Source organism: Bythopirellula sp. (assembly GCF_041737835.1).
In the GTDB taxonomy this organism is placed as follows: domain Bacteria; phylum Planctomycetota; class Planctomycetia; order Pirellulales; family Lacipirellulaceae; genus Bythopirellula.
Window position 1 is genome coordinate 118,190 of the sequence record NZ_JBGSQY010000018.1, and the last position, 15,718, is coordinate 133,907.

At 57.4% G+C, this 15,718-nt stretch carries 12 protein-coding genes; 8 read left to right on the forward strand and 4 right to left on the reverse strand.

Annotated elements, in window-relative coordinates; genetic code table 11:
- The first annotated feature begins 78 nt into the window (after positions 1 to 78).
- The 8 genes from AC6T8Q_RS04055 (at position 79) to AC6T8Q_RS04090 (ending at position 10,542) form a co-directional block, all read left to right on the forward strand.
- Positions 79 to 1,314, forward strand: coding sequence for a hypothetical protein (locus tag AC6T8Q_RS04055; RefSeq protein WP_500677858.1), 1,236 nt, complete (start codon positions 79 to 81; stop codon positions 1,312 to 1,314).
- Between the two features lie 153 nt (positions 1,315 to 1,467).
- On the forward strand, positions 1,468 to 2,784 hold the full coding sequence (locus tag AC6T8Q_RS04060) for a beta-ketoacyl-[acyl-carrier-protein] synthase family protein (protein WP_500677859.1): 1,317 nt from the start codon (positions 1,468 to 1,470) through the stop codon (positions 2,782 to 2,784).
- 186 nt (positions 2,785 to 2,970) lie between these two features.
- Positions 2,971 to 3,537 (forward strand): CARDB domain-containing protein, encoded by a 567-nt coding sequence (locus tag AC6T8Q_RS04065; RefSeq protein WP_500677860.1) that lies wholly within the window; start codon positions 2,971 to 2,973, stop codon positions 3,535 to 3,537.
- A 340-nt stretch (positions 3,538 to 3,877) separates the two neighbouring features.
- Complete coding sequence (gene nusA, locus AC6T8Q_RS04070) at positions 3,878 to 5,179, forward strand: transcription termination factor NusA (protein ID WP_500677861.1); 1,302 nt, start codon at positions 3,878 to 3,880, stop codon at positions 5,177 to 5,179.
- 128 nt (positions 5,180 to 5,307) lie between these two features.
- On the forward strand, positions 5,308 to 8,097 hold the full coding sequence (gene infB / locus AC6T8Q_RS04075; protein ID WP_500677862.1) for a translation initiation factor IF-2: 2,790 nt from the start codon (positions 5,308 to 5,310) through the stop codon (positions 8,095 to 8,097).
- An 8-nt stretch (positions 8,098 to 8,105) separates the two neighbouring features.
- Positions 8,106 to 8,588 carry a 30S ribosome-binding factor RbfA gene (gene rbfA / locus AC6T8Q_RS04080; protein WP_500677863.1) on the forward strand — a complete coding sequence of 161 codons (483 nt, stop codon included), beginning with the start codon at positions 8,106 to 8,108 and terminating at the stop codon, positions 8,586 to 8,588.
- Between the two features lie 73 nt (positions 8,589 to 8,661).
- Positions 8,662 to 9,624: a hypothetical protein gene (locus AC6T8Q_RS04085; RefSeq protein WP_500677864.1), complete on the forward strand. Its 963-nt coding sequence runs from the start codon at positions 8,662 to 8,664 to the stop codon at positions 9,622 to 9,624.
- Positions 9,625 to 9,792: 168 nt separating this feature from the next.
- Positions 9,793 to 10,542, forward strand: a complete 750-nt coding sequence (locus AC6T8Q_RS04090) for a YebC/PmpR family DNA-binding transcriptional regulator (protein WP_500677865.1) — start codon at positions 9,793 to 9,795, stop codon at positions 10,540 to 10,542.
- 29 nt (positions 10,543 to 10,571) lie between these two features.
- Here AC6T8Q_RS04090 and AC6T8Q_RS04095 read toward each other — a convergent pair whose 3' ends face one another.
- The 4 genes from AC6T8Q_RS04095 to proS form a co-directional block, all read right to left on the reverse strand.
- On the reverse strand, positions 10,572 to 12,068 hold the full coding sequence (locus AC6T8Q_RS04095) for a multiheme c-type cytochrome (RefSeq protein ID WP_500677866.1): 1,497 nt from the start codon (positions 12,066 to 12,068) through the stop codon (positions 10,572 to 10,574).
- 196 nt (positions 12,069 to 12,264) lie between these two features.
- A complete protein-coding gene (locus AC6T8Q_RS04100) occupies positions 12,265 to 13,431 on the reverse strand; it encodes a DUF1573 domain-containing protein (RefSeq protein WP_500677867.1) in 1,167 nt (388 codons plus the stop codon).
- A gap of 151 nt (positions 13,432 to 13,582) precedes the next feature.
- Positions 13,583 to 14,107, reverse strand: coding sequence for a DUF4416 family protein (locus AC6T8Q_RS04105; RefSeq protein WP_500677868.1), 525 nt, complete (start codon positions 14,105 to 14,107; stop codon positions 13,583 to 13,585).
- Positions 14,108 to 14,159: 52 nt separating this feature from the next.
- The gene (gene proS, locus AC6T8Q_RS04110; RefSeq protein WP_500677869.1) at positions 14,160 to 15,659 is read right to left on the reverse strand and encodes a proline--tRNA ligase; all 1,500 of its coding nucleotides are present in this window, start codon (positions 15,657 to 15,659) and stop codon (positions 14,160 to 14,162) included.
- Positions 15,660 to 15,718 lie beyond the last annotated feature (59 nt).

Consider the following 15,718-nt stretch of genomic DNA (forward strand, 5'->3'; position numbering starts at 1 on the left):
TGCGTGGCTCTTGTGATGCCGAGACTCGGTTTCTATACTTCCCGCCCAATCTTCTTTTCCTTCTATGAGGAATCAGCGATGCCGCTTCGCCTCGCACTGTTTGCCATACTAATAATTAATAGTTCGTTTGTCGTCGCGCAAGGCTTCGACGTGGGCCCAGCCGGCGCGAGTAGTTGGCAATCGCCGCCGGGTGGGGGAACTCCTTCCGCTTACGCGGGAGGCTCGCCTGTAGGAGGCTCGGGTGCTGGTAGTTCGCCGGTGACGCCGACTCCGAATATGCCGCAGGTCACGCATGCGCAGGTCACCAACGGGAGCGGTGCGCTACCTAGCGATCATGGTCAGGTGTGGCGCGAATATGACATTACGCCTTACACGATGCGAGTGCAAAACACGACCGCACCCGAGCAGGCGATCGTCGATTGGATTTTGCGCGAAACGGGCTACGAAGCGTGGCATTCAACGCCTGTCGGTTTGTTGAGCGCCGACAAGAAGACATTGCGGGTGTATCACACGCCCGACATGCAAGCCATCGTGGCGGATATTGTCGATCGGTTCGTCAACAATGTGGCTGGGAATCAGGGTTTTGGTCTGCGAGTGGTGACCATCGACAGTCCGAACTGGCGCACCAAGGCTTTGCCGTTGATGCAATCGGTACCCGTGCAATCTCCGGGGGTGCAAGGTTGGATCATGGCCAAGGAAGACGCGGCCTTGTTGGTTTCCGAGTTGAAGCGTCGCAGCGATTATCGCGAGCATAATGCGCCGCATCAGTTGGTGCAGAATGGGTCATCGCTGGTTATCTCGACGATGCGACCGATCACTTACACGAAGGGCGTCTTTCGCACGCAGCAAACATGGCCGGGGTTCCAGCCCGAGATGGGCCAGTTCGATGAAGGATTCAGCATGGAATTCAGTCCGTTGCTGTCGCTCGACACGAAGACCGTGGATGCGGTGCTAAAATTAAAACTCACGCAAGTGGAAAAGTTTTATCCTGTGCAAATCGACGTGCCGAGCCCGGTGGCACAGAATCAACGGACCGAGTGCCAGGTGCCGCAGATGACGATGGTGCAACTGCACGAACGATTCCGCTGGCCGACTGATCAGGTGTTGTTGTTAAGCATGGGAGTGGTGGCTCAACCGGGCCCCGCGAAGCCGAATATCATCACCGACAACATTCCGATGCTCAAATCGCCGCCGCGGGCGGATGCCTTGCTGTTTGTGGAAAGCCGTGGCGCGAATTCGGCGCTGGCCGTCGACGCGGCGGCCGCCCCACAAACGGCGTCGCGGCCCAATCAGACCTACCACGGGCGCTATTAAGAAATCGGCCAATTTCAGGATCGCGTTGCGAACCGAGCTACGGCGATTAACGACCGGGGTCGGGACAACCCGGCTCGCGTGGGTAGCCGCGCAACGCCAAGAGGGATATGCTGGAGTGCTTAAATTCCTGCCTTTTGACCCGTGTGTTCTTCGATGAATTCGTCTGCTTCAAAACGCCGCGTCGTGATCACCGGCCTGGGCGTGATTAGTCCGCTGGGAAATTCCGTGTCTGCACTGTGGGACGCTCTCAGCGCGGGCCGCAGTGGCGTAACTCCGCTGACCGTCATTCCCCCCCTGCCCGACTTGGTTCCTTTCGGCGGTGAATGCGCGAGCTTTACTGGCGAGATTGAAGACTTCGGCAAGCTAGATAAAGACCTCAAGAAATCGATTCGGAAGGCGCTAAAAGTGATGTGCCGCGAAACGATGATGGCCGTGGCTTCGGCGCAACAAGCGATGGTCGATGCCAAGGTCACGAGCGAGGAAGTCTCGCCCGAACGAAGTGGCATTGTCTATGGCAGCGACTACATGCTGAGCCCGCCCGACGATTTTGCGTCGGCCATGATCAAGTGTGGCGCGAAGAACGGTAAGTTTTCTTACGCCGATTGGGGCCAAACGGGCCTGGGGGACATGAGCCCGCTGTGGATGCTCAAGTTCCTGCCCAACATGCCGGCAAGTCATATCGCGATTCTCAACGATTTACGCGGACCCAACAATTCACTCACGTTGCGTGAAATTTCGAGCATCATGGCGGTGCGCGAAGCGATGCAAACGATCGAACGGGGCCACGCCGATTTGATGGTGGCGGGATCCACCGGCACTCGGATTCATTCCTTCAAGACCGTACACGCCACACAAACTGAGCAAATGGCCAACGCCGGTTGCGAACCGAGCCAAGCCTCGCGGCCATTTGATGCGAACCGGACGGGCATGGTCGTCGGCGAAGGGGCTGGCGCGATTGTTCTGGAAGAATATGAATCGGCCAAAAAGCGCGGTGCCACGATCTACGCCGAGCTCGTCGGTTCGGGGAGCAGCGTTGTGACGAATTCTCACTTGCAGGGAAATCGCACCAAAGCATTCGTCAACGTGGCGAAGGCGGCCATGTCTGAAGCGGGAATCACTCCGGCAGAATGTGGGCACATCAACGCCCATGGCTTGGGAACCAAAGATGGCGATGCGGAAGAAGCCGCCGCAATCACTGAAGTTTTTGGCGATGCGTCGCAGACGGTGCCGGTAGCCGCGGCCAAAAGTTATTTCGGCAATTTGGGCGCTGGCAGCGGCATTGTGGAGCTCGTGGCCAGCGTGCTCTCGCTTACGAACGACAAACTGTTTCAAACGCTGAATTTTGAAACGCCCGATCCGGGTTGCCCGCTTAATGTGACCAAAGAAGCCACCTCGCCCGGCGGCAGCTTCTTGAAGCTGAGCATCACACCGCAGGCACAAGCGACGGCGGTGGTTGTGAAGAAGGTATAGCGTCTTTCTGCATAGCCGGGCCGCAACGCGGCCCGGGATTGTGGAGTCTTTTGCAAGTCTCCCTGGATCACGTTGCGATCCGGCTACTGAAATAATTTCTTGTAACACCCCTGCGCCCTTCACGCTTCTTTCTGTACCGAGCGAAACTTTTTCTCGCTCACCCACCCAAGTGCAGGAGAAATCGAAATGAAACGCGCTCTGATCATTTGCCTGGCGATTGTGACCTTACTGGCCGTTGAGAGTTCCGCCGAGGCGGGGCGCCGCAAGGATCGCAAGGCTGCCAAAAAGGGTGGCGGCGGGGTGTATGCCGGTGCTTACCAACGAAAGTCGACGAGCAGCTACCCCGTTGTGGCCGCTAGCCACTACAAACCGGTTATCACTGCGGCCCCCGATTTGACCATCGCCGAAATCGCGACGGTGGGCAACGTGCTGACCTTCACGGTCAAAAACATCGGGCAAACGGCTTCTCCCGAGACCCGCTTGGAAGTCGCGCTAGGCGAGCCGCAGACCAACCACTTGGAAGCTCAGAACGTACGCGTCTTGCCGCTGCAGCCGAATCAGTCGGTGCGAATTCGGATCAATTCGGCACCTGTCGAGAATATTCACGCCCAGGCCCTCGTCGACCCCGACCACTTGGTGGCGGAAGCAAACGAGCAGAATAACGACTTGAATGTGACGCTCGCCAAGAAAAGCATCGCCAGCGAACCGCCAACCCTGGCCGAGGAGCACAATTGGTCGCAGACGGGCGGCTGAAATCCCACCGATAGAATCAGCTCTTCGGGGCACCGACACTCGGATGAGTGGGCGGTGCTGTTTTTGTGCCCGGTAGCTGCTTTAGCCCGACTTTCATCCTGTTTCAGCCGGTTGACACCCGCAATGGGTGGGGTATCATTACGGGATTACGAACTGCTAAGTACCGTTCGTAAAAGGGGTTTCGTGATCTGCGCGCTTATGTTGGCGAGCGGGGCCGGTCGGAGTACAGACTCTGATGGGCTGCCGCTTGTGGCGTTTCCAGACGTTGCACACACCCTGTCACAATCCGAACAACCTGGTTGCCGCGCGGCGGGCGAATACGCCGCGGAGAACAAACAAGATGAATGCGAGCGAAGTCCTACGAATCGTCGACGCGATCCATCGCGACAAAAATATCGACAAAGAAATTGTGTTCGAGGGCATCGAAGCCGCGCTCGTCTCGGCAGCCAAAAAATATTACGGCGAAGAGTCGGAAATCACCGTTACGATCGACCGTGGAAACGGCGCAATCACGGCCACCTGCAACGGTGAGTTGCTCGACTCCGAAGAAACCGTGGGCCGCATCGGGGCCCAAACCGCCAAGCAGGTGATGATCCAAAAGATCCGCGAAGCGGAGCGCGATGCCCTGTACGACGAGTACACCGATTTGGTGGGCGAAATGGTGAGCGGTGTCGTGCAGCGTTACGAAGGTGGCGCGGCGACGGTCACGCTTCCCAACGTCGAAGCCATCTTGCCCCGCAGCGAGCAGATTCCTGGCGAAACGCACCACGTGAACGAACGCGTGCGGGCCACGGTGTTTGAAGTTCGCAAAAGCGGCAGCCGCATCAAGGTGATCCTCAGCCGGGCTCGTCCGCAGCTGGTTCAGCGGCTGTTCGAGCAAGAAATTCCCGAAATCATCGATAGCGTGATTGAAATTCGCGCGATCGCCCGCGAGCCGGGTTACCGTTCCAAGGTGGCCGTGAGCAGCAGCGATCAGCGCGTCGATTGCGTTGGTGCCTGCGTGGGCGTGCGTGGCAACCGGATCAAGAACATCGTCGACGAATTGGGTGGTGAGCGTATCGATATCGTCCGCTGGGACGACAATCTCGAAGTGCTGATCCCCAACGCCCTGCAACCGGCGGAAGTCGAGCAAGTGATTTTGTGCCGCATGCTGGGCCGGGCCATCGTGTTGGTTCGTGAGGACCAACTGTCGCTGGCCATTGGCCGACGGGGTCAGAACGTGCGGCTTGCCAGCAAGCTGTCGGGCTGGGACATCGAAATCATGACCCAGGACGAGTTGGCCGAATCGATCGATCGCGCCGTGCAAGGCTTCAGTGCGATTGACGGCGTGGCCCAGGAATTGGCCGAAAAATTGGTGGAAGAAGGCTTCCTGAGCTACGACGACCTGTCGATCATCGAGCCTGATGATCTGATGGAGATGGGTGGCCTCAGTGAAGATCAAGTCAACTTGATCGTCGAGCAAGCGGAAGCACGGGCTGAAGAAGCCGAAGCCGCGGCAGCTGCGGCTCGCCGGGCAAAACGTGAAGAGGATCGGATCGCGGCGGCAACGGCAGCCGAAGAAGTTCCCCCCGATTATGAAAAAGTTGCTCCCCCGGAAGAACCTTCCGCGGGCCCGGAAAACTCAGGGGGCGGACCTGAGTAGTTTCTTGAATGTTAACCGTCGTGTTATGAGGAGGATGATCGTTATGGTTTCCTAGGTTTTTAGACACTAACAGAGAGCCCCACAGATCAACAAAGTTTTGTAGCTGCGGCTCTCACGGAGAATTTGATTTGGCGTCCCGTATTTACTCATTGGCGAAAGAACTCAAGTTAGACAGCAAAGAGCTGGTGGATATCTGCGCAAAGCTAGGTATCCGCGGTAAAGGCTCTGCGCTTGCAAGTCTGACGGACGAAGAAGAAGTCAAGCTCCGCGAGCATTTCAAAAACCCAGGTGCCCAGGCGGCTCCCAAGTCCAAACAAGCCGCTCCGCCGGTCGAGCGGCCCAAAGACGTGACGGTGAAGACGGGCAAGATGCCGGTGCTTGCCGCACCGCGTCCGCACTCTCCGTTGGCGGGTCTGCGCAAAAAGCGTCCCGAAGAAGAAGGCCCCGAGGAGGAGCAAGAACAAGAAGCTCCTCCCGCTGCGGAAGCCCCTCCCACTCCTCCCCCGGCTGCTGCTCCTCCCAAGCGGGAAGCTGCCGCGCGCGGACCGCTCTCGGGCGTCATGCGTCGTGACGAGTACATTGGCCCCGGTGCCCACCGAGGTGGCAAACTTCCCACGATTGGCCCCGGTGGCACGAAGGAAAAAGACCGCGGTGATCGCGAAAACCGCCCTGCTGGCAACACACCGCGTGTTCGGCCAACGATCAAACTTGCGCCCATTCCGATGTCCGATTCGCCGCCTCCTTCAGCGGCTCCCGAAGTCCCCACACAAAAGCCTGACCTGAAATTGCCCGCCGACGCTTTGCGGGCAGGCAAAAGTAGTGGCAAACCTCTCGCGGCTCATCTGCGTCGTCATGAAGAAACGCTCGAAGCGAAGAAACGGGCGAAGGCCTTGGGTGTGCCTGCTCCCGACGACGCCTCGGCCCTGAATAAAGCCAAAAAAGGTCCTGGTAAGGGTAAAGCTGCCGGCGAAGGCGATGCTCCGATTTTGGGGGGACGCGAGCAACGGCAACTAAGCCGTCAGCGTCAAACGCAAAAGGAGCGCGAAGGTGCGAGCGACGAATACCGTCCGCGCAAGTTGTTGCGACGCCCGCGCCGCGCCGGCGTCAGCACCGCAGCCCCTCGTAAGGAAAAAGTTTCGTTGCAGCTCCCTTGCACGGTGCGTGAGTTTTCGGAAGCCGCGGGCGTGCCCGCGAGCCAAATCTTGCGCATCCTGATGCAAGAAGGGATCATGGCAAAAATCAACGCTGTCATCGATGCCGACATGACCCAGTTGATTGCCGCGGAAATGGGGGTCGACATCGAGCTCAAGGATGCGGTCAGCGTCGAAGATGAATTGCTCGCGGACGTTCGTGATCGCGAAGACGATCCTGCAGAATTGCAGCCACGTCCTCCGGTGATTACCTTCCTGGGTCACGTCGACCACGGCAAGACTTCGTTGTTGGATCGCATTATCGGCATCAACGTGGTGAGCGGCGAAAGTGGTGGTATTACGCAGCACATTCGCGCTTACACAATTGATAAGGGTGGTCGGCAGATTTCGTTCGTCGATACGCCGGGCCACGAAGCCTTTACCGCGATGCGTGCTCGTGGTGCGAACGTCACCGACATTGCCGTATTGGTTGTGGCTGCCGACGACGGCGTGATGCCACAAACCGAAGAAGCGATCAGCCATATCCGCGCGGCGGAAGTGCCGATTGTCGTCGCTTTGAATAAGACCGACCTTCCCGGCGTGGACATTAACCGGGCCATGCAAGGGCTTTCGACCAATGGCCTGCTGCCGAGTGAATGGGGCGGCGACGTCGAAGTTGTGAAAACCAGTGCGACGACCGGCGCGGGGATCGACGATTTGCTCGACACCTTGCTGACGGTCGCAGAACTGCATGAATACAAAGCCAATCCCAACCGCCCTGCCCTGGGAACCTGTTTGGAAGCTCAACAGGAAACGGGTCGCGGTATCGTGGCCAAGTTGATCGTGCAGAACGGTACGCTCCGCGTGGGCGACGTGCTGGTGTGCGGTCAGACTTTTGGCCGCGTCAAAGCGATGTACGACACACTCGATCCCCACAAGCGTTATGAAGAAGCCGGCCCGAGCGTTCCCGTGAACGTCACCGGCTTTGATGACGCCCCCGGGGCGGGCGACCATTTCTACGTGCTCGACGATATCGCCGATGCCCGCACGATCGCGGCGGCTCGCGCCGAAGAACAACGGACCATTGAATTGGGCGACGTCGCACAGCATGTGACGCTCGAAACCTTGTTTGATCGATTGGATAATGACAACGAAGTTCAAACGCTCAACATTATTTTGCGGGCCGACGTTCGCGGCTCGATTGAAGCGATTAAAAAAGAACTGACCAAGCTCGAGCATCCCGAAGTGAAGTTGCGGCTGCTGCAAGCGGCGGTCGGTGGCATTAGCGAAGCCGACATCACGCTGGCCGATGCTTCGGATGCGATCGTCGTGGGCTTTAATGTCGTTGCCGACGACCGGGCCCGTTCGATGGCCGATCAGCGGGGCGTACAGATCCGTCGTTATGACATCATTTACAAGATCGCCGAAGATATCAAAGCGGCCTTGGAAGGGATGCTCAAGCCCGAGGAACGCGAAGTCGATTTGGGTCGCGCTTTGGTGCAGCAGGTGTACAAGATCAGCCGCATCGGTGCGATCGCTGGTTGTCGCGTGCTTTCGGGAACGATTGCTCGCAACGCCCGGGCGCGAATTATTCGCGACAGCACGATCATCGGCGATTATGCCATCGACACGCTCAGGCGCGAGAAGGACGACGCTAAGGAAGTTCGCGAAGGCCTCGAGTGCGGCATCAAGCTGGCTGGTTACAACGATATCCGCGAAGGGGATTTGTTCGAAGTTTACAAAGTGGAAGAAGTGGGACGGACCTTCGACGAGTCTGTTGATTCCTAAGGACGACCATGACATCCAGACGCGTTCTCAAAGCCGCCGAAGCGATTCGCGAGGTGGTCAGCATGGCGATTCTCACCGATCTGCGGGATCCGCGGATTCAGGGTGTGACGGTAACGTTTGTCGAAGTTTCTCCGGATATGCGGGTTGCCAAGGTCCACGTATCGATCATGGGGAGCGACTCGACCCAAAAGCTATGCTTAAAAGGCCTGCAAAGCTCGGCCGGGTTCCTCCAGCAAAAGATCGCCAAGCGGATCGACACCCGTTACACGCCGGTGATTCGTTTCGAGCTGGACATGGGGGTCAAGAAATCGATCGCCATCGCCAAGATGCTCAACGAGATGCTGCCGGATGATGAGGCACCCCAGAACGAGGAGGATGACTCGGAATCGTCGGAGTTCGACGAATTGGCCGAGCAGTGGGCCGGCGAGGAGGATGATCAACAATCTTCCGGAGAAGATGAGGCGTCCGCTGAGGATGAGGAATCGCGCTAACAGATCACGCGAGCTAAGCCGCCAGGGGCATTGGTCTATTTGATTTCAATTTTTGATTTGAGAAATTCTTTCGATGGCAAGCAATAATCGCGCAGCTCTGATCAACAAGGTCATTAAGGTCGCTAAGAAGTATTACAAGCCCGTGGAAGCTCCGCGCGAGCGCAACGTGCTCGAACATCTTATCTTTGCTAGTTGCGTGGAGAATTCGCTGTACGAAGACGCCGACAAGGTGGTCGCGGCGCTCCAGACGGATTACTTCGATTGGAATGAAGTGCGGGTGTCGTCGATTCGCGAGCTGGCCGAAGTTATGAAGCCGCTCAACGATTCCGAAGATGCCGCCACGCGGGTGAAGCGCGTGTTGCAGAGCGTGTTTGAAACACAATACACGTTTGATCTTGAGCCGCTTAAAAAACAGAATCTTGGGGCGACAATCAAGCAGTTTGAAAAGTTCCACGGCACGACACCGTTCAGCATTGCTTATGTGACGCAGCACGGTTTGGGGGGGCATTCGATTCCCATCAACCAAGGTTTGCTTGAAGCGATGCGGGTGGTGGGGGTTGTCACCGACGCCGAAGCTGCCAAGGGGGGTGTGCCGGGCTTGGAACGAGCCGTGCCCAAAACCAAGGGTGCCGAGATCGGTTCGCTGCTCCACCAGCTGGGCGTTGAACTGCATCGCAGCCCGTTGGGCCCGACGATTCGCAAGATCTTGCTCGAGATCGATCCGGGCTGCAAAGATCGCTTGCCGAAGCGTCACGTGAAACCGGCCGCGGAAGAAGCCCCCGCACCGGCTCCTGAAGCCGCGAAGAAAGCGGACGCAAAGAAAACAGCAGCCACCGACGGCAAAAAGGTCGAAGCGAAAGCCGAACCCAAAAAGGCCGATGCCAAGAAAGCTGCTGCTCCTGCACCGGTGAAAAAGAAAACCGAAGCCAAAGCGGCTCCCGTGAAAAAGGCCGTGAAGAAAGTCCCCGCCAAGGCGGCGCCCGCGGCCACGAAGAAATCGCCGACCAAGAAATTGGCGAAGAAGAAGCCGAAGTAGTCTTACCTAGTCATTCCGAAGGAGCCTAGGCGACACAGGAATCTGGCTAGCAAACTCACACGGTTTCGATGCGAGTTGATACTGCAAACCAGATCCCTCGGGTCGTACAACTCCCCTCGGGATGACATCCATCTGAAACCTCCCGCAACATCCTGAATAAATTCTGCTATGGCTGGCCATTCCCATTGGGCGAACATCGCCCAAAAGAAATCAGTAATCGACAAAAAGCGTGGCAAGGTTTGGAGCAAGCTCTCCAAGGCCATCATCTTGGCTGCCAAAATGGGGGGCGGCGACCCGGCCACAAACTTACGCTTGCGCTACGCGATCAACGACGCCAAAGCGATCAGCATGCCTAAGGACAATATCGAACGGGCCATCAAAAAAGGCACGGGCGAATTGGAAGGTGGCAACCTCGACGAAATTCTGTACGAAGGTTACGGGCCAGGTGGCGTGGCTGTGCTGTGTGAAATTCTCACCGACAACCGCAACCGCACCGCTCCCGAGGTGCGCAAGATCTTCGAATATGCTGGCGGTAAATTAGGTGCAACTGGCTGCGTGGCCTGGATGTTCGACCGTAAAGGTTTGGTCATCATCGATAAGGCGCAGTCTGATGAAGAAAAGCTCATGGAGCTCGCCCTCGAAGCCGGCGCCGACGACGTAAAAACCTACGACGATAGCTACGAAGTGATCGCCGAACCCGACGTGTTTGGCGCGGTCTGCGAAGCTCTCGACACCGCGGGAATCGCCACCACCTCACGCGAAATCACGCGGATCCCCAAGGACACGGTCGACCTCGACGTCGACACGGCTCGCGCGGTCCTGAAGCTGATGGAAGGCCTCGACGAGCACGACGACGTGCAAACTGTTTCCGCGAATTTCAATATCCCCGACGAAGCGATGGCGGAGTTGGAAGGTTAACTACATTGGTCGCTTAAGCGACTAGTCCGCTATTCTTTACCGTGGTGTTCGACCTGGGGCCAGTATTTCTGGAAGTCGAACTCGGGGCTGTTGTCGAGATCGTGGCATTGCATGCACATCTCGACGACCTTGCCGGTGACTTGGGGCGGCGTCGCGCCGTTGACGTTGCCTTCGTTGGGTTGAATCTTAAGCCGCAAGGCAGCTCGCAGCGATTCTTTCTCGGCGTCTGTCACTTCTTCATCCCCACTCTCGGCGGCGACGTGCGAAGCGGCAGGGCCGTGACAATTTTCGCAGCCGTTGCCCACCATTAGCGGCGATTCCTTCATTCCCATGAAGCCCGACACATAGGGAAAGTATTCCTGTGGGTTCCAGCCCGTCACGTGGCAGCTCAAGCATTCGGGATCGTACTGCCGTGGCGGATCGAGCTTCACCAACGTTTCAGTCGCGTGGGCATGCGGAGTTTTCTCGAACACGGCCATCGCTTCAGTGTGGCAGTCGCCGCAGACCTGGCTACCGGCGAAGGAATCGTCGGGATGCTTCACGCCCATGAGTCCTAGACCGGCGAGTGTGGTCGTTTCCAATTCCTTTTGATAATCGATCAGAAGTTGCTGCATCTCGGGGGAATCCTCAAACCGATGATCGAGCGGCACGCGCTGATACTTGAACGGTTCTTGGGGATTGTCGTAGACGCCGATGACCGTGACGTACTGTCCTTTTCTGCCCGTCTCAATGATGTAGGGCTCGATGCCGGGAATCGCCTTTGCGCGATTGGGGGGCGTTTCGGCGCCGCCAGTGGTCCCCACGAAATTGAAAATTGGGAACTGCTTGGCCAGTGCGGCCGCTTCCTCAGGCGTGCCATGCACCAACAAAACTTTGAGATCGGTTCCCTCAAGCTCGGGCAAGACTGTTTCGATTGCCGCGACGGGATCGGAAATATCGAACTCGCCTGAAGCAGCAAGCTCTTTGCGATACTTCTCGCCCATCACCGCCGTAACGCCCACTTTCTTGCCGCCGGCTTCCACTATTGTGAACGGTTTGGTCATGCCATAGAAATCGATGTTCGCCGAGACGAGCGGATTGTCCTTTTGATCGATGTTGGCCAGCGCATACAAAATCGGATCGCTGGAAAGCTGCAAGTCTTTAGCACCCAAAGTAGCAGCATCGTAGCCCAAGTCGATCAATGCCTTGAGCGCGTAACCGTATTTGATGTTTTGCTGCGGCCCGGTGCGCTTGACGAGTCCGCCCATGTCGAGCGGCACGGGATTCCAACCATCGGCTTCCAGTTTCTTGAGCAACGTGTGCCGGCGTTTCAGCCCGCCGAGTTGGTTTTCCAGTCCCGCGCAACCGCAGGGTTCGATGTAGCCATCCATGTCGCCGGAAAAGACGAGCGTGAGTTGCGGCTTGGGCCAATCGACTAGGATCTCGCCGTTCTTCTGGATGGCATCGGCGATCTCGGCTTCGCGTTCCGCAGGCGTCTTGTACCCGCCCGTGTCGGCCGACCAAAGAACGCCCGAAAGCGCAAACATGAAGAGAAATGCGACGCCGAAGGGCCGCCTCGATCGAGATTGTTCCGCCTTGAACCGCATGGTTGGTCACTCAGTTGACAGTAAGTCGAATGTTCCGGTTTAAGGCCGAATCGTAGCCTTTTGGCCCCCAAACGGCCAGCGCAATTGCTGTCACCGCTAGAACTTAGCAATGATTCAAGCCCGAAAAGAACTCTGCTTATTCTACGGAAAACCGTACCAGCAGGCGAACTTCGGTCGTATCGGGATGGGTCGATTTCAACACGATCACGCCGTCGCCGTGGGGCGAGTCAGCCTCTTCGCCCGGGCGGGCCATGCGAACCATTGGTTTGGTGCCGACGGGAATCTCGATAGTCAGCGGATAGTGAACGAGTTGATCGCCCATTTTCTTGGGCTCGCCCAGCGAGACTTTGAGTTCCTCGGGGTCGACGCTAGCAACATCCAGCTTGGTCTCAGGGGCATGCTCGCCACGAATCGCAACGTTGAGCTGCAGCTTCTTCCCTTCCTTGCTCGACACAGGACCGACGCGCAAAACTCCCTGCTGCGGAGACCAACCGGGATGGAAGATGGAAATATCCCCCACCACATTGCCGGTCACGGGCAAAGTCAACTTCGACGCATTCTTGAGATTCGTTTCGAGCGTAAGCCACGTGAAGAACGGGCCGATCGATTTGCTGGCCGTATAAACGGCGGTAATCTTCACACCACTGCGGGCGGATTTGGGGAGCTCTTTGGCTTCCAGCGGCGTGACGGTCAATTGGATTTGTTTGGCGACAGCGGGATCGCTGAATTCGTACTTCGTCACCTGCACTTCGTCTTCGAGGTTGGAAACAAGATAGCTAACGGCTTCCTTGGTGCTATTTGTTTTGACAGTGTTGAACAACAGGTCGGGAGGCATGAGGGTGTTCGATTCCACGACGTCGCCTTCCACGACCAACTCAATTCGCGATTGATTGGGATCGTTAGTACTGAGCGTCGCACCGTGGCGGAACGGCCCCGGCGGGGTTTTGGCAGTCCACTCAAGTTCGACGTCGGTCTCTTCGCCGGGACCAATCTCGTTCTTCTGCAAATCTCCGACGGTGCATTTGCAAGTGGTCGTGAGGACTTCCACCTTGAGCGGCAGATCGCCCGCGTTGCGAATCTTGAACTTGTGCTTCATCGAGGTGCCACGCTCGATACGGTCGAAGTTGAATGTCGTTTCGGGAACGTGGGCTACCGGCCCCAATTTTGCTTCACTGGCAGGAGCAGGTTTGTCGGCTTCCGTGACAATCTTCGCGGGGAGTCGCGCTTCGATGTAGCCCAAGGCCGACCCCAAGCCGACGCCCACGATGGCGGAGAAGAGCACGATGCTAAGAAAAGGTTTCATGGAGATGCCGCGAATTCGGTGTAAGTTGAATTACTCTATTGTAGCGCGATCAAAACAAAAGCGTCAATAATTGACCACGAAGCCACAAAGGGCACAAAGAAGTTCTTGAAAGGGCCCTTTGTGTTCTTGGTAGCCTTTGTGGTTAATTGCTTTATGATTTAAGTAAGCGTCGGCTGCTTGTGAAGAATTCCTGAAAATCGGCGCGGCGGTAATCGGGATAGGTCCAGTCGAACGGCTGCCACTGTTTTGCGCGGTAGCTGAGCGTCACTTCGGCGTAGATGCCCTCGGCCAAATAGATTCGATGGGCGTGGTCCTTGGTCGAGGCCAGCACCAGTTTGGCAAGCGTCAAATAACCGGGATCGAGATTGAGCGGGCGCGGTTCGGGATGACACGCACCGGCAGCATATTCGACTTCCCAATCATTGGTGAGCCGCTTGATCGTCGCAAGCTGGCCGGGATCGATCGGCTGCGCGGGGATGACAAACTGCTTCTTCAAGTCGGTGCCCATCGTGGCGCTGTAATAGTCGGTTTCGGTGAAATCAAAGGCGGGGCTGACGGCACCGAGGGCACCGAACTCGGCGGAGATTTTTTCCTGGGCCCACTGAAGCGCGGCGTCATAACGCGAGCTGACGGCGATGAGGAGGAGCCCGGGATGAGGGGGGGAGATGGAGCCCATGGGAAAACCCGGAGGCAGGTGTGCCTCCGGCTAGAAAAAAAATAATCGGGTCCTAATACGCTTTGGCGAATACGCCGCGTTTGGTGCTTGGTGCGCCGGTGAAAATGCACTTGCCCGATTCTTCGGGGGCATCGAGTGGAACGCAACGGACTGTTACTTTCAGTTCCTTGAGTTTCGCCTCCATCGTCTCGCCGTCGACAAAGTGACAATACGCGAGCCCGCCGGGGGCGGTTTCAGCGAAGTATTCTTCGAACTCGGGGAGCGAATCAATCTTAGTCGTTACATCGGCACGGAGCTTGGCCGCGCGGTCGAAGAGATTGGTTTGAATTTCCGCTAAGCGGTGAGCCGCGGATGATATGAATTCGGCTCTCGGAATCGGCTCGCCTTTGCCTTCGGTGTCGCGGCGTTTCACCATCACTTTATTGTCGGCAATATCGCGCGGGCCGACTTCGACAATCAGTGGCACCCCCTTTTTGATCCATTGCCATTTCTTGTCGCCGCCGCGTAAGTCGCGGTTGTCGATGCGGACGCGCACGGGCTCGTTGTCGTAACTTTGAGCGGTGAGTTCGGTTTTTAGTTCTTCACAATATGGCAACACAACCGCGCGCTCTTCATCGTTGCGATATAAGGGCAGGATCACGACCTGTGCCGGTGCCAGCTTGGGAGGCAAAACCAACCCATCGTCGTCGGAGTGGGTCATGATTAACCCACCGATCAAACGGGTCGACACGCCCCAGCTCGTGGTCCAGGCGTATTCGAGTTCGCCCGCCTCGCTTTGGAATTTGATCTCCTGGGCCTTGGCAAAATTCTGGCCGAGGAAGTGGCTCGTCCCGGCCTGTAACGCTTTGCGATCTTGCATGAGGGCTTCGATGCTGTAAGTCGACACGGCTCCAGGGAAACGCTCGCCGGCGGTCTTCTCGCCTTTGATCACGGGCATCGCCATCACGCTCTCGGCGAACGTGGCATAGACGTCGAGCATCTGCCGCGTTTCGGCCTGTGCTTCTTCGGCCGTGGCGTGCACGGTGTGACCTTCTTGCCAAAGGAATTCGGTCGTCCGCAGGAACATCCGCGTGCGGAGTTCCCAACGGACCACGTTGGCCCATTGGTTGATGAGAATCGGCAAGTCGCGATACGACTGCACCCAGCGGGCGAAAGTCGCTCCGATGATTGTTTCGCTCGTGGGCCGCACGATCAGCGGCTCTTCGAGCTTGGCACTGGGGGCGGGTTGCAAGCCCCCCTTGCCATCTGGTTCGAGGCGATGATGTGTGACGACCGCGCATTCCTTGGCGAAGCCTTCAACGTGCTCGGCTTCCTTTTCCAAAAAGCTCATCGGAATGAAGAGCGGGAAGTAGGCGTTCTCGTGGCCGGTGGCTTTGAACATCGCGTCGAGGCGGCGTTGGATGTTTTCCCAAATCGCGTAGCCCCACGGTTTGATGACCATGCAGCCCCGCACGTCGGAGTTCTCGGCCAGATCGGCGGCTTTGACGACCTGTTGATACCATTCGGGATAGTTTTCGCTGCGGGTGGGCGTAATGGCGGTTTTGGCTGGCATGATGTGTCAGTGGTTCGTTGTCAGTGGTCAGTGGCTAGAATGTGATTTCGCATTCTAAG